The organism is Mycolicibacterium aichiense (assembly GCF_010726245.1).
In the GTDB taxonomy this organism is placed as follows: domain Bacteria; phylum Actinomycetota; class Actinomycetes; order Mycobacteriales; family Mycobacteriaceae; genus Mycobacterium; species Mycobacterium aichiense.
This window is the reverse complement of the sequence record NZ_AP022561.1, coordinates 106,577-123,768: the sequence shown is the minus strand read 5'-3', so window position 1 is coordinate 123,768 and position 17,192 is coordinate 106,577. Positions and strand designations below refer to the sequence as shown.

Below are 17,192 nucleotides of genomic sequence, written 5' to 3'. Positions count from 1 at the left end.
GCTACGTGGGTCGACTCTCTATTGTCTTCGACAATGAGCACAACGTCCGTCCACGCGCCGGTCCCCGGGCGTGCCGTCACGCTCGGCGACGTACCCGATCCCGTTTTCGCCCAAGGCATGGTGGGATACGGCGCCGCGGTCGATCCGCCACACGACATCATCGATGCGGTGGCACCGGTCAGCGGTCGCGTCATCAAGCTGATGCCGCACGCCTACATCATCGTGACGAGCGAGAACGTCGGCGTGCTGGTTCATCTCGGGCTCGACACAGTCGCATTGCAGGGGGCGGGTTTCAGCGCCCACGTCAGCGAGGGCGACACCGTGACCGCCGGTCAGACGATGATCACCTATGACGTCCCATCGGTGGTGGCGGCGGGGTTGAACCCGATCGTTCCGGTTGTGGTGATGGACGAACGGGAGCCGGGCAACATCGTGGTAGGTGACGACGTCGCGACGGGTGCCGAAATCGCCGCGGGATCACTACTTTTCACTGCCGATAAGTAGGGTCTGATGGAAGTCGTCATCCTCCCCGACGCCGCGCAGATCGGCACCGTCGCCGCCGATGCCGTCGAGGCGCTGCTCGCCCGCAAGCCGGCCGCGGTGCTGGGACTGGCCACCGGCTCGTCCCCGCTGGCGATCTACGACGAGCTCGTCGCCCGGTGCGACGCGGGGCGCATCTCGTTTCGGCACGCTCGCGGCTTCACCCTCGACGAGTACGTCGGGTTGCCTGCCGAACATCCCGAGCGCTACCGCACCGTCATTGACACCGTGTTCGTCTCACGCGTCGATTTCGCGCCGGGCACGGTGGCCGGCCCCGACGGGCTGGCCGAGGACATTCCGGCGGCGTGCGCCGAGTACGAGGCGGCCATCGCCGCAACCGGCGGCATCGACCTGCAGATCCTGGGCATCGGCACCGACGGCCACATCGGCTTCAACGAGCCCGGGTCGTCGCTGGCGTCGCGCACCCGGATCAAAACGCTGACGCGCCAGACCCGAATCGACAACGCCCGCTTCTTCGGCGACGACGTCGACCTGGTCCCGACGCACTGCCTCACCCAGGGGTTGGGCACGATCATGGCGGCGCGTCACGTCGTCCTGGTGGCCCTCGGCCGAAGCAAGGCCGAGGCGGTGCATCAGCTGGTGGAAGGACCCGTGAGCGCGATGTGGCCGGCCACCATCCTGCAGCACCACCCGCACGTGACGGTCCTGCTCGACGGCGGCGCGGCTCGGCGGCTGCAGCTGGCGGATTACTACCGGGAGACCTACCTGTCCAAGCCGTCATGGCAGGGCATCTGAGTGCTGATCGCCGCTGCGACCTTGCTGACTGGCCGAGAGTTGTTGCGGCCAGGCTGGATTGAGGTGTCCGGCGCATCAGTGCGGGCTCTCGGTGCCGGTCCGCCGCCGCGAGCCGCCGACTGTGAGCGCGAGACCGTGGTGCCCGGTTTCGTCGACACCCACGTCCACGGTGGCGGCGGGTCCGATTTCTCGGCGGCAACGACGGATGGCACGGCGGCCGCTGTGGAGCTTCACCGCCGGCACGGCACCACGACCCTGATCGCGTCGCTGGTGTCGGCCGCCCCGGCCGAACTGCTGCATCAGGTCGAGGTGCTGGCTGGCCTTGTGCGCGATGGCCTGCTTGCCGGGGTTCACCTGGAAGGCCCGTGGCTGTCCGTTCAGCGCTGCGGGGCGCACGATCCCGTCCTGCTGCGTGATCCGGACCCCATCGAGGTGGACACGCTGCTGCACGCCGGCGCCGGAGCCATCCGGATGGTCACTCTCGCACCAGAGCGTCCGGGTGCGCTGGCTGCGATCGAGCGGATCGTTGCGGCGGGCGCGGTGGCAGCGGTCGGACACACGGAGGCGACCTACGAGCAGACCCGCGCGGCGATCAGTGCCGGTGCCACGGTGGGCACGCACCTGTTCAACGCGATGCGCCCGATCCACCACCGGGAGCCGGGCCCGGTGATCGCGCTGCTCGAAGACCCCCGGGTGACGGTCGAGTTGATCGCCGACGGCGTACACGTCGACGCCGCGCTGTACCGGCACGTGGTCCGGGCCGCCGGTCCCGAGCGGCTGACGCTCGTCACCGACGCGATGGCGGCAGCCGGGGTGAGCGACGGTCGGTACCAGATCGGTCGAATGGACGTCGAGGTCGCCGATGGGGTGGCCCGGCTGGCCGGGACGGCGACGATCGCGGGCAGCACCGCGACGATGGACCGGGTGTTCGGATTCGCCGTCGCCAGCAGCGGACTGCCCCGCGACGAGGCGCTGCTACTCGCGGTGCGCCAGTCGTCGCTGAATCCAGCCCGCGCACTGGGACTTCCGTTCCCGGAACTGGTCGCCGACGCACGCGCCGACCTGGTCGCGCTGGACGACGAACTCGCCGTCACCGACGTGCTCTGCGGCGGTGCGTGGGTCCCGCGCTGAGCACGGCGAACGTCTGTTCGAGTTTTTGTCGTACCCAGGGTGCATCGTGTCTCCTACGCCGTCGACCTGACGAAAGGGGCCCAGCAATGTGCTGGTTGTGCGACCACCCGAACAACACCGTCGCCGACTATCTCGACGAGGTCCGCGCCAAGATCCTGCGGCGTGGGTGGGCGGTTCAATACGTCGAATCGCCCCGCATGCCGTTCGCGTACACGGTCGGTTTGAGCGACTACGACGTCCCCGAACTGCTGATGACGAATGTGTCACCACAGCGGGCCGCGCGCCTGCTGAGCAAGTCGGCCGAGCTCGTGGTCCGGGGAGCCGAGCTGACCGCCGGCCAGCAGTTCACCCTCTGCGGCGGTCCGATGCTCGAGGTCGTCGAGGTCGAACATCCCGATGCCCACATGGGTTTCGCGACCGCCCTCTACGGCAGGGAGATTCGTGCATTGCAGCTGGTCTGGTCGGATGGTCGTGGCCGGTGGCCGTGGGCCGCGGACTTCTGCGATCTCCGAAGCCGGCAACCGGTGCTTGGGGTGCGAACCCGGGCCGCATGAATTGCCGCCGATCACAAAGCAATTACGGCAGGCGTGCCAGTCCGTCTCGGCGGCAGCCGCATTGTTACCTTGCTGCTCGTGAGGAACCTCGTGCACCGCGCGGCCCGCTGGGTGCAGCGCCTCGGCGTCCTCACCTCGACGGTGCTGCTGGTCCCCGGCATGGTCGGCCTGACAGGCCAGACCGCACCCGCCGCGGCCTACTCCCGCTCCGGCTTGCCGGTGGAAGCCCTCGATGTGCCGTCGCCGGCGATGGGCCGCACCATCCGGGTCCAGTTCCAGGGCGGTGGCGCACACGCGGTCTATCTGCTCGACGGCCTTCGCGCCCGAGATGACGAGAATGGCTGGGACATCAACACCGCCGCGTTCGAGTGGTACTACCAGTCCGGTCTGTCTCTGGTGATGCCGGTGGGTGGCCAGTCGAGCTTCTACAGCGACTGGTACCAGCCGGCGGCCGGGTCCAACGGGACGCTGACATACAAGTGGGAGACATTTCTGACCCAGGAGTTGCCGGCGTGGCTGGCGCTCAACAAAGCGATCACTCCGATCAACAATGCGGTCATCGGGCTTTCGATGTCGGGCAGTGCGGCTCTGACGCTGGCGATCTGGCATCCCCAGCAGTTCATCTTCGCGGGCTCGCTGTCCGGTTTCCTCAACCCGTCGCTGGGTCTGTGGCCCACCCTGATCGGGCTGGCGATGAAAGACGGCGGCGGGTACCGCTCCACCGACATGTGGGGGCCCTCCAGCGATCCGGCCTGGCAACGCAACGATCCGATGGTCAACGTAGCCCGGCTGGTCGCCAACGGCACCGCGGTGTGGATCTATTGCGGTACTGGCGCACCGTCAGAACTCGACAACACCGACGATCCGACGTTCGGTGGCCTGTTCACCGCCGGGTATCTGGAGAACATCACGTTGAACACCAACAAGGAGTTTCAGCGCAAGTACCAGGCCGCCGGCGGCCGCAACGCGGTCTTCAACTTCCCGCCCAGCGGCACCCACAGCTGGGGGTACTGGGGCGCGCAACTGCAAGCGATGAAGGGTGACCTGCAACGGGTGTTGGGCGCGACGCCCACCGGCTAGTCCGCGCGTTAATCCCGGTGTGCCACAACGTTGATCACGTTGCCGTCCGGATCGCGAACGAAGAACCGCCGCACCCCCCACGACTCGGTCGTCAGCGGATGCACGATCTGGTAGCCACGGGTGCGGGCCTGCTCGTAGGCAGCGTCGACGTCATCGGTGGCCACCGAGATGACGGGCGACTCGGGTGCCGTCGCATCGGCGGTGACCAGTTGCAGGTTCGCACCGGTGTCGGGCGAGGTGTATCGGGCCACCCAGCCGAGGTTGAACTCCTCGGTGCTCAGCCCCAGGTAGTCGGTGTAGAAGCCTTTGGCCGCCTCGATATCGGAGACCGGCAGGTCGGCAATGATCCGGTTGACACGCATACCTCGATCTAACCGCGACGACGACCGCTAGTCTCCGAAGCCGACGACCTCACCCCGGTTGATCGATACCCAGTCGCGGGCCTCGAGGTACGGGCGGAACGTCTCGGCGATCAGCTGCGCGTCGGCCGGCGTCTTGGGCCGCTGAAGTTCATAAAGGTGCGGGAATTCCGTCCACGCGACGACGGCGTCCCACAATCGCACCGCCGCCTCCCCGGTCGGCGGATCGACCAACACGGGTCCGAACAGACACTGACCGTCGGGAAAGAACAGCGTCGGCACGCCGTAACCATCGGCGGCCACGACGCGGTTGTGGTCGGCCAGCACCTCGTCACCGGTGCTGGGATCGGCAATGGCCTGGTCGACCAGCGCCGGGTCGAAACCGAGCTCAGCCAACAGGTGCCGGGCCACCGCCGGGTCGTGCGGTTTGTGACCCTCGACGTGCAGGGCCCGGCCGGCACGCTGATACCAGGCCTCCACGTCCGCCATCGAGCGCCGACGCAGGAGTGCCCCGATGCGCATCATCGACCAGCCGTAGGACCAATCCCGTTCCCACGGATGCTTCTTGCCCTCTTTGCGGTTGATCTCCTCGAGACTGAAGAAGCGCCAGTTCACCACCAGCCCGGTCTGATCCCGGACCTCGCGGATCCACCGCGACGTCTGGTAGGCGTACGGGCACATCACGTCGAAGTGGAAGTCGACGGACTCGGGCCGCCCGGTCACATCGTGAACCTGAGGTTGCGGGCGGCGCGCTCACCCAACTCGGCGTCGCCACTCCAGGTCACAGCGCCGGCGTCGATCTGGGCCTGGGGATCGATCCGGCCGGAAGCGAGCATGATGAACGTCGTCGAGTCGGTGGTCAGCACCGCATCCGGATCCTCAAGGTGCGCAACCTGTTTGGCACGACCGTCGACCGAGACATCGATCTCCCGGACCACCGGACCGGTCAACCGGAAGGAGATGCCGCTGCCGTCGGGCACTCCCACCTTCTTGCCCGCGATGTAGCCGATCGAGCTTTCGACCTGTCCCAGCGCGATCTCCGCCGCGATCCCACCGTCGTCGGTGGGTCGTCCGAGCGGAATCGTGATGTCGCGCACGTGAACCCAGAAGTCGAACACCCGGATCTCCAGAAAACGGCCGTAGGTCCCCCGGCCGGTGGGCATCCACGACGGCCGGTCGAGGTCGGCGGCCGTCAGCGAACTCAGGTCGCGCCTGCGCTCGGCGAAGACTGCGGTGACCTTCTCGGCCAGCGTCGCCGGGTCGTCGGTGCCGGCCAGGAACTCCGCAGCCCGTTCGAACGGCGGCGGGGTGGCGTCGTCTTGCGGCAGCCAGCCGGCCATCACGGCTTCGATGCTGACGACGTGCTGGATGACATCGCGCACCACCCAGTCCGGACACAGCGACTGTGCTTTCCAGTCGGCGTCGCTCAAGTCGGCGCACAGGCCTTCGATCGCCGAGTAGCAGGCCTCGAGTGCGGTGCGGATTTCATCCAGACTTCTCATCCGGATCAAATTACGCTCAACCAGCCGCGTTGGGCAGAAGCGGCGGGCAATTTCCGACTGCGTCGGTGGCCAGCTCGAAATGCCACACCTCATTGGCATAAATGCGGCACAGACCGAACCGCGCGCCGTTGGCCATCAACCACTGATCGGCGCCCACACCCCCCACGTCGACGGCCTCACCCACCACATGCTTGGACGCCTCGGGGGTCTGCACGTACTCGCGGGCAGCCGCCAGGCTGCCGTACTGCGCGACCGCGCTGTCCAACAGGCGCTGCTGGAATTCCGGTGAGCGCCACCCGGACGTGATCGTCATGGTGATGCCGTCGGCCGACGCCGCGGAGGCGGCCTGCTGGATGGCGGTCAGCAGCTGCGGATCCAGGCGGCCGACGGCGGGGTTCTGCACGTCGAACGGTGTCAGAATCTGGCCGTCGGCCAGCGAGCCGTCCCCGGCTCCGACGGCCGGCGGATCGCCGCTGACGGTGTTGTCGGCCAAGGCAATTCGGGGTGAGGGGTCCGCTACCCCGACGGCGCCGACCAAGAGCGCCGCTATCGTGGCCGCACCCTGCACGACGGCTGAGACGGAGGTGGCAGCTACCCGCATGATCCACACATCCTTCCAGACCGAATCCTGGTGCTGACCGTCGTCGTACGACAGACTTGCGCGGTGCGCATCCGATTCGCTCTCGTGCCCGCGACAGTCCTGCTGAGCGTTGCCGCCTGCGCGTCGGGCACTGTGCACCCGGTGGGCACGCCAGTCAGCGGGCCGCACGCCTCATCGGTGCCGGCGGCCGCGCTGGATTCCACCACTCCACCGGACGCGGCACGCGCCGGCGCCCAGCCCAGGCTGGCGCCGGAGCCCGCTCAGCTCGCCGACGACCTGGTCGCCGACGAATTGGCCATTCGTGATCCGTCGACACCGCCGCCCGCTCTTGTCGCGGCTGCGCGCCGTCAGCAGGTTGCCTACCGCAGCATCGGTCGCCACCCCGAGTGGGATTCGATCATCCGGCCGCGCATCCCGTCGGAGTTGCTCGACGCCTACGACCGCAACGTCGACGCGCGGCGGCAACTCGCGGCGATGGCTCACCCTCGGGACACTGTGCCCGCATGGCAGATCCAGCCGCCGGCGCCCGCAGATGAATTGCTCGGTTACTACCGCGAGGCCGAGGCCGCCACCGGCGTCGGCTGGAACTATCTGGCGGCCATCAACCTGGTCGAGACCCGGTTCGGCAGCATCGTGGGACTCAGCAGCGCCGGAGCGGACGGCCCGATGCAGTTCTTGCCCTCCACGTTCGCCGCCCACGGCGACGGCGGCGACATTCGCTCAGCGCACGACAGCATCATGGCCGCCGGGCGTTACCTGGCTGCCAACGGTTTCGACGCGGACCCCGATCACGCCATTTACCGCTACAACCATGCAGACGAATACGTCTCTGCGGTAAAGGATTACGCCGCGGTACTGGCCGACCCCGCGACTTTCGCGGGCTACTACCAGTGGGATGTCTACTACGTCACCACCGAAGGTGACGTCGTTCTACCGATCGGATATTCCGCCGATGAGCCCATGCCGGTAGCCGAATACCTGGCCACCCACCCGCAGTAGCTCAGGTCTCGTCGGCGACCTGGTGCCTATCGACCTTGCCGGGGCCAGCTGGATCGTCGTTCTGACGATCCAGCTGGTCCTGCAGGATGCGCTGCTCTTCACTCGCTTTCCTGGCATCCGCCGGCGTGGCCGGTGGCTGCTGGCTGAGCTCCACACTCAGCTCTTGAAAGCGTCTTTGATCTTCTCGCCGGCGTCCTTCAGGCTCGACTTGGCCTGATCGACCTTGCCTTCGTTTTCGGTGCTCTTGTCGCCGGTGGCCTTGCCTACTCCCTCTTTGGCCTTGCCCGCGGCGTCGTCGACTTTATTGCTGATCTTGTCTGAGATACCCATGCGCCCCGGTTACCTCAATAACCCGGAAACGAAACTCAGACTCAGCTGTGTGTACCGCGGACGGTCCACACCACCCGGTAGGAGCCCGCGGCCGGAACCCAGCCGAATCGACGCGAGTCGACGACACCCGGCGCGTGCGGATTGTCCGAGCACGCCTCGAAGGTCGCGGCCCGGCCACGCCCCCGCACTGTCCCGACCCGCTTGATCAGCCACCTGGTCGGCAGAGTGGGATCGGGGAACACCCGCAATTGTCCGGTACGCGGGGTCCCGGCCCGAACCGCCAACAGCCCGTCACCAGGGCGAAGGGTCGGCAACATCGACTCCTCCACCACCCGAAACCGGCGCAGCGGCCAGGAACCGAGCCCATGGTTCTCCCGCACAGTGAAAGGGTAAGTTAGGGCCATGCTGCAACGACTTTTCGCCAACGCCACCCCTGCCCACGCTCATTGCGACCTGTACTGCGGCGTCTACGACCCCGCGCAGGCCAAGATCGAGGCGCTGTCGTGCCTCAAGACCATCCAGAAGTACAACGACTCGGATGATGAGCACTTCCGGACCCGCGCGATCCTCATCAAGGAGCAGCGCGCCGAGGAGGTCAAGCATCACCTGATGGTGTTGTGGGCCGACTTCTTCACCAAGGAGCACTTCGAGCAGTTCCCGAACCTGCACCAGCTGTTCTGGGACGGCGTGCACGGTGCCGGTGATGTCAAGAAGTCGACCGACGCCGCCACCGCTGAGAAGCTGCTCGCGACCATCGATCAGATCTCGGACATCTTCTGGCAGACCGAGAAGGCCAAGGGCATGGGCGTCTATCCGCCTGCCTGACAATCGTCGTCCACATACCGCGCGGTCCTCACGGCCGCGCGGTACGTGCTTTTCAGGGGACTATTTCCAGGCGAAGACAGGTTGTTCGAGCTCGTCGACGGGATCGTGACGGCCTTCCAGGCACAGCCACCGAAGTTGAAGCAGCACAGCACCTGTGGGCGCATGGATGAGGTCGTTGCCCAACGGCATCTGCACGACGGGACGCGGGCTCTCCGGGATGGTGATGAACCGCGGCGAATCCGGGCGCTGCAATTGGTGCAGTCCTACCCGATAGACGGCGACAACCTCGTCGGGCGCCGGACGCGGGTCCAGGCGCCCGCCTCCCCAGATCACCACCGGGGTGATGATGTAGCCCGACCGCGTCGGGTAGTCGTCGAGCACACCGAGCACCGATGAATGGGGCAGCGTGATCCCGACTTCCTCGTCGAGCTCACGCAACGCCGCGTCGATCGCGGTCTCCCCCGGGTCCAGCCTGCCGCCGGGAAGAGCCCACTGCGCAGCATGCGAGTTCAACCGGGAAGCCCTGCGACACAACAGAAATGCGGCACCGCCCGAGACTTCGACCATCCGGCCGTCCAAGCCGGGTTCCATCGGCCGGCCGGCAATCCAGTCGTCGACGGGAGCCGGGTCGACCCTGTCCTCACCCGCGTCGGAGTCGACGAGCACCACCGCGACGGCGGCATGCCGCTTGGTGGGGTCGGCCGCCGAGCGACGTTGATGGCCGCTCAAGTGATCGCGGATCTGGTCCCGCAGCGCATCGTCGTAGGTGATCGTCACTGTTCGACCATAGAGCGATGTCCCGGATGCCCACACGCGAGGACGCCGCGGGTGCCGTCACCCCAGGCGATCAGACGGCATCCCGCGGCGTCATGCGGCGATCAGTAGGTCGGGACGAAGACCCCGTTGATCCAGACGCCCCAGTGATTCCAGCCCTCGTCCCACACCTGCTTGTTGCCGGCGGCCCAGGTCGGGTCCACGGGCTTCGGCGGCGCCCAGGCCGGCGGAGAGCCCGCATCGGGTCCGGCCGGCGGCAGCGCGGGCTGGACAGGGCCGGGAGGCGGGGTCCAGCCGGGGTCGGCGCCCGCGGTCGCGGCGCTCAATCCCAGTGCGGTTGCAGCCAATCCGCCGGCGACAGCGGCACCGGCGACAATCTCGATCAACTTCATGGCTTCGTGCTCCAATCGTGCGTCAATCGTGCGTGAGTAACGACCTGCCTGGTACCGGTACTAGCTATCCAGATCTGAGATCGGTAAACATGCGACGCACTGAACAGGGCAAAAACCCGAGCGTCAGTTCGGTCCCATTGCCGCGGTGATCGACTGTGCCATCAGCCGCGCCGCGTCGTTGCGATCCATCGATGCCAGCAACTGCCCGACACCGCGCATCTGCTCACCGACGAGCACCGTCGGCCCGTTGGTGAGGTTCGCGAAGGCTTCGGCCACCACGTCTTCGACCGGTACCGCGTCCTTGGGTGTCTCGTCTTCCGAGGCAAGGGTGCCGCGTTGGTGTTCGAGCTTGCGCAGCGCGGGGGTGTCGGTCTTGCCGAGGATCAGCCCGATGACGTCGACGCCCTTGTCGTGCAGCTCGCTCCAGAGCGCTTCGGCGAACACCATGTCGAAGGCCTTTGACGCGCCGTAGGCCACCATGTTCGGCCCGCCGAAAAAGCCGGCCCCGGAGCCGAACACGACGATCCCGCCCCGGCCCCGCTCGACCATCGGTGCCGCGTAGTGGTGGCACAGCTGCATCGGCACAACGCAGTTGCGCTGCACCATGTTCTCGGCCGCCTCGATCGAATTGCTCAGGAACGGCCTGAAGTCGGGGTCAGCGCCCGCGCAGTACACCAGAAAGCCGATGTCGAGATCTGCCGTCGCCTCGACCACGGCGGCCGCCGCACCCGCTCCTGCGAGATCGATTGCCAGCGTCCTGGTTTCGATTCCGTGCCGGCCGCGGATGTCCGCGGCGACATCGTCGAGTACCGGTTGCCGGCGCGCGAGCAACACAACATCGAGCCCGCGCGCGGCCAGTGCGTCCGCGAAGGCGGCACCCACGCCGTCGGAGGCACCGGCGACCAGCGCCCAGGGTCCGTATCGCTCGGCGAAGTTGTCAGCCATCAGTACACCACCTGCACAGTGGTGAAGGTGCGCCGGGCGATCCGCCAGCCGGCGTCGGTGCGGACGATCTCGTCGTCGTAGAAGCCCCTGGCGTTCACCCCGGAGTTGTTGTCCGCAGCCATGATCCACGCATCGACGTAGCAGCGGCTGGTGGCCCGATCGTCCTGCAGATCGATGACGATGTTGCTGATGCGATGCATGAGGTAGCCGGCGGCGGCATGCGCGACGTCCATGAATTCGGTGACCTCATCGACGCCGTCCCACACTCCGATCTGGCCGTAGTCCAGGTGGCAGTCGGCAGTGAACACGGTCCGGAACAGGTCCCAGTCGCGCCGGTCGATGCCGCTGGCGTAGCGGATCAGGAGATCTGAAATATCCTGCCGGTCTTGAAGTTCGGTCACGCGGGCCGTGCCCTACTTGCGCGCGAGCGGGCTGTAGAAGACCAGGCCGTTGCCCTTGTTGTCGTAGACGACGGCTCGACGTTCGTGCGCGTCGTCGTAGGGACCCTTGACGATTCCGCCACCACTGGCCTCGACGGCCTTCGCGGCTGCGTCGACGTCGGCCGTCTTGATTCCGACCACGACCTGTCCGGGGATCGGGTGGTCGACCTCCGTCGCCAGCGCCACAGTGACCGGACCGCCGTCGAGCGCCGCGAAATGCGTGCCGTCGCGGAACTTCACGGCCATTCCGAGGGTGTCACTGTAGAACCTGATCGATTCATCCAGATCGTCAGTCGACAGGATGATCATCTTGACTTCGTGCTCGCTCACTGGCGCCTCCTGTGTGTGAAGCGCATTCAGAGTACGACAGTGCGGCGCGCTTGGGGCTCAACATCGGCACCGGTGCGCACAACCGGGTGCAGCCAACTCGCGGCGTTGCGCACATAGTCCGTGAACACCCTCAGCCGGGCCGGATCGGCCAGGATCTGGCTCCCGGGCGGCTCACTGACGAACGACGGCGCTCCACGATTCACATCCCAGTTGTAGTCGGCGAAGTGGTGGAACGTCGATTCCGCGAGCGCCCGCCCCATCGGCAACCCGTCGTAGGTCTCACCGTCGATCGCGACGGCGAGGTTGAATCGGCGGCCACTGGCGCTGCTTCGCCCCTCGGCCACGACGACCGCGCAGGGAACGCTCGCCGAGACCGCGCCCTCGTGGGGGTGTGCGGGGAACCATTCGACTCGGCCACTGGCGGAGTGTCCAGTGCGCAGCAGCGGGTGCACCGGGTCCGTGGCGAGGACCGGCTGGTAGTCCCCGTTGGCTCCGGAATGGAAGTTGGGCCAGGAGATGCTCGGGGTGCCCTGATCGTCACAGAGGTGGCTTTGATCGACCGTCTTGTCCTGGAACTCGTTGACCAGTCCCAACGACCCGAGCCGGGTAAGGCAGGACCCCAGGTCCTGGTGATCACGGGCGGTCAGCACTCCGCCGCCACCGCGGCGGAACCTGGCGATGGCGTCGGCTTCGGCGTCGGTCAGGCCGTCGCCGGTGTCGACGGCCATCAACCACAGCTGATCGAACCCCAGGTCGTCCAGGGCGCTGAGCACCGGATCGTCGTCGTGGGATGCGCGGTTGCGGGCGAGCACGTCATGCCCGGCGGCGCGCAATTCGGCGGCAAGGAGTGCGAAGCGGTCGATGTCCCAGTCATCCGGCTGGGCGGTGATGGTGGTTTGAAGCAGGATGCGAGACACAGTCATTCAGTCCTTTCCGGCGGCGGGTTCGGCCGCTACCCGCAGGTGTTTGCGGGCGGTCAGTTCGCTATCGTCGACGAGCTCGAGCATCGGCCGGCCCGGGACGCACACCATCGTGACGACGAACCGGCTCTTGACGTCGTCTCGGTTGTTGGCGTCCGAGTAGTGGATGACGTCGCCGCCGGGCTCCCAGAAGGCTTCGCCCGCGCGGATGACACGTGGTGGCTCGCCTTCGAGTTCAAAGAGCATCTCGCCTTCCAGCATGTAACCGAACGCCGGCCCGCTCGGATGGCGGTGCGGTGGGGCCCCAGGACTGCCCGGCGGGTACTCGATGACGACAGTCATCACATCGGCACCCTCTGGGATGAACGGCGGGTGCACGTCCTGAACGACGGTCAGTGCGTTCTCCCATTGCGGGTCATGGTTTTTCGTCATGATTATTCTCCTTGGTGTCAGACGGCGGTCCCGCCGCCGTCCGCGTGCAGGGTCGATCCGGTGATGAAGCTCGACCGGGGGGACGCGAGGAAGAGCACCGCGTTGGCGATCTCCTCGGGGCGGGCGGTGCGCCCGAGGGGCAGCGCACGGCCGAGTTCGTCGTTGGTGTCACCCCATTGCGCGACGACGCCTTCGGTATCGGTGGGCCCGGGCGCAACGCTGTTGACGCGCACGCCGAAGGGGCCGAACTCGACGGCCCACGATCGCGTCAGTGCTTCGACCGCGGCCTTCGACGCGCCGTAGGTGGATGCGCCGCCAACCCCTTTGGACGCGACCATCGATGTGATGTTCACGATGCTGCCCCGGCGTCGGCGCAGCATGCCCGGGACCAAGCCCGCGGTCAGAAAGTACGTTCCCCGCACGTTGGTGTCGAACGTCGTCTGAAACGTCGTGAGGTCTTGGTCGACGGTGAGTGCTCCGGGAAAGCTGGCGGCGTTGTTGACCAGGATGTCCACCTCACCCACCCGGTCGACCAGTGCCTGTACCGCGCCGGCATCGGAGAGGTCCGCTGCCACGAAGCTCGCCTGGCCGGAGATTTGGCCGACCGCGGCCGCGCCGCGCCGACGGTCTCTACCGGTGACGATCACGGTGGCGCCGGCGCCGGCCAACAGCCGGGCGCATGCCAGCCCGATCCCGGCAGTGCCTCCGGTGACCAGCGCCGTCTGCCCGCTGAGTTCCGTCGCGGTGCTCATGCGATCTGAGCGGTCGGTGCGTACGCGCTGGCGTCGAGAGCCACCCGCAGCCGCGCCCGGCCGCGGGAGGCCCGGGACATCACCGTGCCGCGCGGGATGTTCAGGATCATCGCGGTCTCGGCGTAGGTGTGGCCCTGGACCTCGGCGTAGAACAGCACCGTGCGGAAATCCTCGGGCAAGGTGGCCATCGCCGAACGGAGGTCGCCGTCGGGCAGCCGGGTGAGCGCCTCGGACTCGGCCGAGCGCGAGGCGGTGGATGTCCGGGCTGCGCTGACGGCAAGGTCGCCCTCGGCGACATCGTCCACCGGGACCTCCGACGGCCGGCGCTGCTTGGCACGGAAGCCGCTCACCCAGCGGTTGTAGAGAATCCGGAGCAGCCATGCCTTGAAGTCGGTGCCGTCGCGGAACGTGTGATAGCCCATGAACGCGTGCAGCAGGGTGTCCTGCACCAGGTCCTCGGCGTCGGCCGTGGTCTTGGTCAATCCCCTGGCCCGGCGCAGCAGGGCCCCGAACAGGGGCTGTGCGTCGCGGGCGAACCGGTCCGCGGCCTCTGAGTCGGTTGGCCGGGGAACACACGTGACGGTCATGAACGGTCTCCTGGGTGCGAAGTGCTGATGACCTCAGCCTCGCGGTCACGCCGCCCAGGCGAACCCTTGAAAACCCGTAGTCCGTAGTCGTCGGCCCGTGGTCAGGCCTAACTTGCCCAGGACATCGCCCGCAGTTGTCTGCGTGAGGTGATGCCGAGCTTGGCGAACACCTTTCGCAGGTGCCACTCGACGGTGTGCGTGCTGATGAACAGCTGCGCGCCGATCTCTTGGTTCGTCAGGCCTTCGGCTGCCAGTCGCGCGATCTGCGCCTCTTGCGCCGTGAGCTCACCGCCCGAGGCCGGCTGCTGCGCGCGCACCTTCTCTCCGGTGGCCGCCAGCTCGCGGCGGGCACGCTCGGCGAAAGCGCCGGCACCCATCCGGACGAACATGTCGTGAGCCTCGGTCAGCTGCCGCCGCGCGTCGGCTCGGCGAAGCACCCGTCGCAGCCACTCCCCGTACACGAGATGCGCGCGGGCCCGGTGCACAGCGATCGTGGTGCGCCCCAACCTCTCGATGGCTTCGGTAAAAAGCGCGTCGGCGTCCTCGTCGTCGGCGAGCATCGCCTGGGCCGCGGCCAATGCGCCCAGGCCCCAGTCGGTTCCGCTTGCTCCCGCGCGATCGGCGAGGTCGTGGATGGCCGCGGCCGCAGTGTCCCGCGCGCCGCTGCGTGCGGCCGCTTCGACCAGTTCGTACAGACACCAGCTGTAGAAGCCGATGTCCTGGTATTCGCACACCGTCCGGGCGGCGGCCAGCGCCTCGTCGTAGCGGCCGAGTCCGTTGTATAGCACCGCCGCGGCGTACCCGGTCAGCCCCAGAACCCGGCCCTCACCCCGGCTGATTCCGTCCGCTTCGGTGGCCTTGATCAACCGTTCGGCTTCGGCCGCGTCGCCCCGCCAGGCGGTGAGCATCAATGCGTGATACTTGACCGCCGCGTAGTGGTCGGTGGCGGACGTGATCGCGTTCGCTTCTTCGACAAGTGTTGCTGCCGTGCGGAATTCGCCTTCGAGCAGGTGGACGCCGGCCTGGTACACCAGCGCACGCGGCAGGATGGCAAGGGCACCGGCGTTGCGCGCAGCGCGCACAGCCGCGGCGGAGAGCTGTTGCACGGTGGCCTGGTCCCACAGTTCGTGGGCCGACGATTCTTGCAGGATCGGGAACGCCGGTACCAGCCACCGCAGGACGTTGCGGTCGTCGGCCGCGGCCTGAATGCACATGTGATCCAAGCCGATTCGCATCGATTCGGCCCCTGCGCCGACTCCCTGGGTGATACGCGCGGCGATACCCTTGAGTAAGAAGTCCACCGAACGGGACAGTTCGGCCTCACGGTCCAGTGCGGCCAGGGCCGCCTGCGCGGCATAGGTCAGCGCCCGCGGGTCACCGAGGCGTCCGGCATACAACAGCGCCGCGATCGCTTCGAGGTAACTCTCTCGAGATGCGTAGTCGTCGAGGTGTTCCAGCGCGCGAGCGGCATCCAGCAATGCCTGCGCGGTATCGCGCACCGACGGCGCTCCCGCCTCCCCGGCTCGGCTGCGGACGAAGTCCATCTGGGCGCGCAGGCGCGCCACCTGAGCCCGTTGCAGCCCTGACAACGGTCCCCGCTCCGCGACGTCGAGCAAGTCACGGGCGGCGGCCGGCGCCGCGGCATCCCGCTTGGCCTGGGCGGCAGCCAACGCCCGCGCGCCGCGCAGGTCCGGATCGGCTGTCAGGATCGCGGAGCGCTCGAGAAACGCTGCCGCCGCGGCGATTCCGCCACGGCTCTGGGCCCGCGCCGCCGAGGTCTCCAGCTCCTGCGCCACCGCGTCATCTGGTCCTGCCGCAGCGTTGGCGGCATGCCACGCGCGCCGATCGGGATCCGCGTCGGGGTCGGTGGCGTCGGCCAGAGCGCGGTGGATCGCTCGGCGGTCGGCTAGATCGGCGGCGCGGTAGGCCGCGGACCTCAGCAGCGGGTGCCGGAACCGCATCCGCGGTCCGAACTCGATCACGCCGGCGGCTTCGGCCGGCGCTAGCGCGTCGATGGGGATACCCAGCGCGGCGGCGGCGCGCAGGAACAATGCCGCATCGCCGACCGGCTCGGCCGCCGCCACCAGCAGTAGCCGACGCGTCGGCTCCGGAAGCGCCTGGATTCGCTGCACATAACGTGTCTCGATCGCACCCGGCGCCGATGCCGAGCCCGCGATGTAGAAGCCGCCGGCGAGCTCGGTGGCCGATGCGTTACGCGGAACCTCAAGCAGCGCAAGTGGATTGCCTCTGGTCTCGGAGACGATGCGATCACGTACGGGCGGGTCGATGCCGCCGAGCATGACCGAGTCCAGTAGCTCGCGCGCATCGCCGTCGGACAGCCCGCGGACGGTCAGCTCAGGAAGCCCGGCGAGCGGCTGGGCGCCGTCATCGCGGGCGGCGAACACCAATCCGATCGGCTCGGCCAGCAGGCGGCGCGCCACGAAGCCCAGGGTTTGTACGGTCACCTGGTCGAGCCATTGCGCGTCGTCGACCACGCACAGCAGGGGCTGACGTTGCGCGGCAGCCGCCATCAGGCTCAGCACCGCCAGACCCACCAGGAACCGGTCAGGCGGATCGCCCACTCCGCGACCGAAGGCGACGTCGAGCGCGCAACGTTGCGGATCCGGGAGGTCACCGAGGTGCTCCAGGAGCGGCGCGCACAGTTGCTGCAAGCCGGCGTACGCGAGCTCCATGTCCGACTGAATGCCCGCGACGTGCAGGACGCGCAGCGCCGACGCCTGCTCCGAGAGATACCCGAGCAACGCCGTCTTACCTACGCCGGCCTCGCCGCGCAGCACCAGCACCTGGGAATCGCCACCGGCGACGGTCGAGACCACCGATCGCAGCGCTCGGCACTCGGCGGCACGACCATGCAAGTGCTCTGACCGCCCGTCGCTCGAGATAGGCACCACCGTCTGCCCCTAGCGGACCTCACCGGAATTT

23 protein-coding genes and 1 pseudogene are annotated in these 17,192 nt (G+C 67.7%); 7 read left to right on the top strand and 17 right to left on the bottom strand.

Going from position 1 to position 17,192, the window contains the following annotated elements; genetic code table 11:
• Positions 1 to 33 precede the first annotated feature (33 nt).
• The 5 genes and pseudogenes from G6N32_RS00575 to G6N32_RS00555 all read left to right on the top strand — a co-directional run bounded on the left by G6N32_RS00575 (position 34) and on the right by G6N32_RS00555 (position 4,095).
• Positions 34 to 504: a PTS sugar transporter subunit IIA gene (locus G6N32_RS00575; RefSeq protein ID WP_115317821.1), complete on the top strand. Its 471-nt coding sequence runs from the start codon at positions 34 to 36 to the stop codon at positions 502 to 504.
• A 6-nt stretch (positions 505 to 510) separates the two neighbouring features.
• Positions 511 to 1,296 (top strand): glucosamine-6-phosphate deaminase, encoded by a 786-nt coding sequence (gene nagB / locus G6N32_RS00570; RefSeq protein WP_115317822.1) that lies wholly within the window; start codon positions 511 to 513, stop codon positions 1,294 to 1,296.
• Positions 1,297 to 2,427: an N-acetylglucosamine-6-phosphate deacetylase gene (locus G6N32_RS00565; protein ID WP_115317823.1), complete on the top strand. Its 1,131-nt coding sequence runs from the start codon at positions 1,297 to 1,299 to the stop codon at positions 2,425 to 2,427. It abuts the gene before it with no gap.
• A gap of 86 nt (positions 2,428 to 2,513) precedes the next feature.
• Complete coding sequence (locus tag G6N32_RS00560; protein WP_115317824.1) at positions 2,514 to 2,981, top strand: DUF4262 domain-containing protein; 468 nt, start codon at positions 2,514 to 2,516, stop codon at positions 2,979 to 2,981.
• Between the two features lie 159 nt (positions 2,982 to 3,140).
• A pseudogene (locus G6N32_RS00555) lies at positions 3,141 to 4,095 on the top strand (esterase family protein).
• On the opposite strand, the gene G6N32_RS00550 reads toward G6N32_RS00555, so the two are convergent.
• From G6N32_RS00550 to G6N32_RS00535, 4 genes are read right to left on the bottom strand one after another with little or no spacing between them, the layout of a single operon-like run.
• Positions 4,070 to 4,423 carry a VOC family protein gene (locus G6N32_RS00550; RefSeq protein ID WP_115317825.1) on the bottom strand — a complete coding sequence of 118 codons (354 nt, stop codon included), beginning with the start codon at positions 4,421 to 4,423 and terminating at the stop codon, positions 4,070 to 4,072. The pseudogene G6N32_RS00555 and the gene G6N32_RS00550 overlap by 26 nt on opposite strands.
• A gap of 27 nt (positions 4,424 to 4,450) precedes the next feature.
• Entirely contained in the window at positions 4,451 to 5,143 is a 693-nt protein-coding gene (locus tag G6N32_RS00545) for a mycothiol-dependent nitroreductase Rv2466c family protein (protein WP_115317826.1), read from the bottom strand.
• Entirely contained in the window at positions 5,140 to 5,922 is a 783-nt protein-coding gene (locus G6N32_RS00540; RefSeq protein ID WP_172507221.1) for a maleylpyruvate isomerase family mycothiol-dependent enzyme, read from the bottom strand. The genes G6N32_RS00545 and G6N32_RS00540 overlap by 4 nt, the downstream gene beginning before the upstream one ends.
• A gap of 16 nt (positions 5,923 to 5,938) precedes the next feature.
• Positions 5,939 to 6,523 carry a M15 family metallopeptidase gene (locus tag G6N32_RS00535; RefSeq protein WP_115318925.1) on the bottom strand — a complete coding sequence of 195 codons (585 nt, stop codon included), beginning with the start codon at positions 6,521 to 6,523 and terminating at the stop codon, positions 5,939 to 5,941.
• 177 nt (positions 6,524 to 6,700) lie between these two features.
• On the opposite strand from G6N32_RS00535, the gene G6N32_RS00530 reads away from it, so the two are divergent.
• On the top strand, positions 6,701 to 7,522 hold the full coding sequence (locus G6N32_RS00530) for a lytic transglycosylase domain-containing protein (protein WP_410432967.1): 822 nt from the start codon (positions 6,701 to 6,703) through the stop codon (positions 7,520 to 7,522).
• 1 nt (position 7,523) lies between these two features.
• On the opposite strand, the gene G6N32_RS00525 is transcribed toward G6N32_RS00530, so the two are convergent.
• The 3 genes from G6N32_RS00525 to G6N32_RS00515 are packed head-to-tail and all read right to left on the bottom strand — an operon-like array spanning position 7,524 to position 8,169.
• Positions 7,524 to 7,676: a hypothetical protein gene (locus tag G6N32_RS00525; protein ID WP_163789027.1), complete on the bottom strand. Its 153-nt coding sequence runs from the start codon at positions 7,674 to 7,676 to the stop codon at positions 7,524 to 7,526.
• Positions 7,677 to 7,678: 2 nt separating this feature from the next.
• Positions 7,679 to 7,852 carry a CsbD family protein gene (locus G6N32_RS00520; RefSeq protein ID WP_115317828.1) on the bottom strand — a complete coding sequence of 58 codons (174 nt, stop codon included), beginning with the start codon at positions 7,850 to 7,852 and terminating at the stop codon, positions 7,679 to 7,681.
• A gap of 41 nt (positions 7,853 to 7,893) precedes the next feature.
• A complete protein-coding gene (locus G6N32_RS00515) occupies positions 7,894 to 8,169 on the bottom strand; it encodes a S26 family signal peptidase (protein ID WP_172507258.1) in 276 nt (91 codons plus the stop codon).
• Positions 8,170 to 8,254: 85 nt separating this feature from the next.
• On the opposite strand from G6N32_RS00515, the gene sodN reads away from it, so the two are divergent.
• A complete protein-coding gene (sodN, locus tag G6N32_RS00510; protein ID WP_036342074.1) occupies positions 8,255 to 8,677 on the top strand; it encodes a superoxide dismutase, Ni in 423 nt (140 codons plus the stop codon).
• Between the two features lie 60 nt (positions 8,678 to 8,737).
• Here sodN and G6N32_RS00505 read toward each other — a convergent pair whose 3' ends face one another.
• From G6N32_RS00505 to G6N32_RS00460, 10 genes are all read right to left on the bottom strand, one after another.
• Entirely contained in the window at positions 8,738 to 9,454 is a 717-nt protein-coding gene (locus tag G6N32_RS00505; protein ID WP_115317829.1) for an NUDIX hydrolase, read from the bottom strand.
• 101 nt (positions 9,455 to 9,555) lie between these two features.
• Complete coding sequence (locus G6N32_RS00500; protein WP_115317830.1) at positions 9,556 to 9,843, bottom strand: hypothetical protein; 288 nt, start codon at positions 9,841 to 9,843, stop codon at positions 9,556 to 9,558.
• A gap of 123 nt (positions 9,844 to 9,966) precedes the next feature.
• Positions 9,967 to 10,788: an SDR family NAD(P)-dependent oxidoreductase gene (locus tag G6N32_RS00495; RefSeq protein WP_115317831.1), complete on the bottom strand. Its 822-nt coding sequence runs from the start codon at positions 10,786 to 10,788 to the stop codon at positions 9,967 to 9,969.
• Complete coding sequence (locus tag G6N32_RS00490; RefSeq protein ID WP_115317832.1) at positions 10,788 to 11,189, bottom strand: nuclear transport factor 2 family protein; 402 nt, start codon at positions 11,187 to 11,189, stop codon at positions 10,788 to 10,790. Before G6N32_RS00490 ends, G6N32_RS00495 begins: the two co-directional genes overlap by 1 nt.
• A gap of 12 nt (positions 11,190 to 11,201) precedes the next feature.
• Positions 11,202 to 11,558, bottom strand: a complete 357-nt coding sequence (locus G6N32_RS00485; RefSeq protein ID WP_083117830.1) for a VOC family protein — start codon at positions 11,556 to 11,558, stop codon at positions 11,202 to 11,204.
• Between the two features lie 26 nt (positions 11,559 to 11,584).
• Entirely contained in the window at positions 11,585 to 12,475 is an 891-nt protein-coding gene (locus tag G6N32_RS00480; protein ID WP_172507259.1) for a hypothetical protein, read from the bottom strand.
• A 6-nt stretch (positions 12,476 to 12,481) separates the two neighbouring features.
• Positions 12,482 to 12,910 (bottom strand): cupin domain-containing protein, encoded by a 429-nt coding sequence (locus G6N32_RS00475; protein ID WP_115317834.1) that lies wholly within the window; start codon positions 12,908 to 12,910, stop codon positions 12,482 to 12,484.
• A gap of 17 nt (positions 12,911 to 12,927) precedes the next feature.
• The gene (locus tag G6N32_RS00470; RefSeq protein ID WP_115317835.1) at positions 12,928 to 13,662 is read right to left on the bottom strand and encodes an SDR family NAD(P)-dependent oxidoreductase; all 735 of its coding nucleotides are present in this window, start codon (positions 13,660 to 13,662) and stop codon (positions 12,928 to 12,930) included.
• Positions 13,659 to 14,249 (bottom strand): sigma-70 family RNA polymerase sigma factor, encoded by a 591-nt coding sequence (locus G6N32_RS00465; RefSeq protein WP_115317836.1) that lies wholly within the window; start codon positions 14,247 to 14,249, stop codon positions 13,659 to 13,661. Before G6N32_RS00465 ends, G6N32_RS00470 begins: the two co-directional genes overlap by 4 nt.
• Before the next feature lie 107 nt (positions 14,250 to 14,356).
• Positions 14,357 to 17,152, bottom strand: coding sequence for a helix-turn-helix transcriptional regulator (locus G6N32_RS00460; RefSeq protein WP_115318928.1), 2,796 nt, complete (start codon positions 17,150 to 17,152; stop codon positions 14,357 to 14,359).
• Between the last annotated feature and the right edge of the window lie 40 nt (positions 17,153 to 17,192).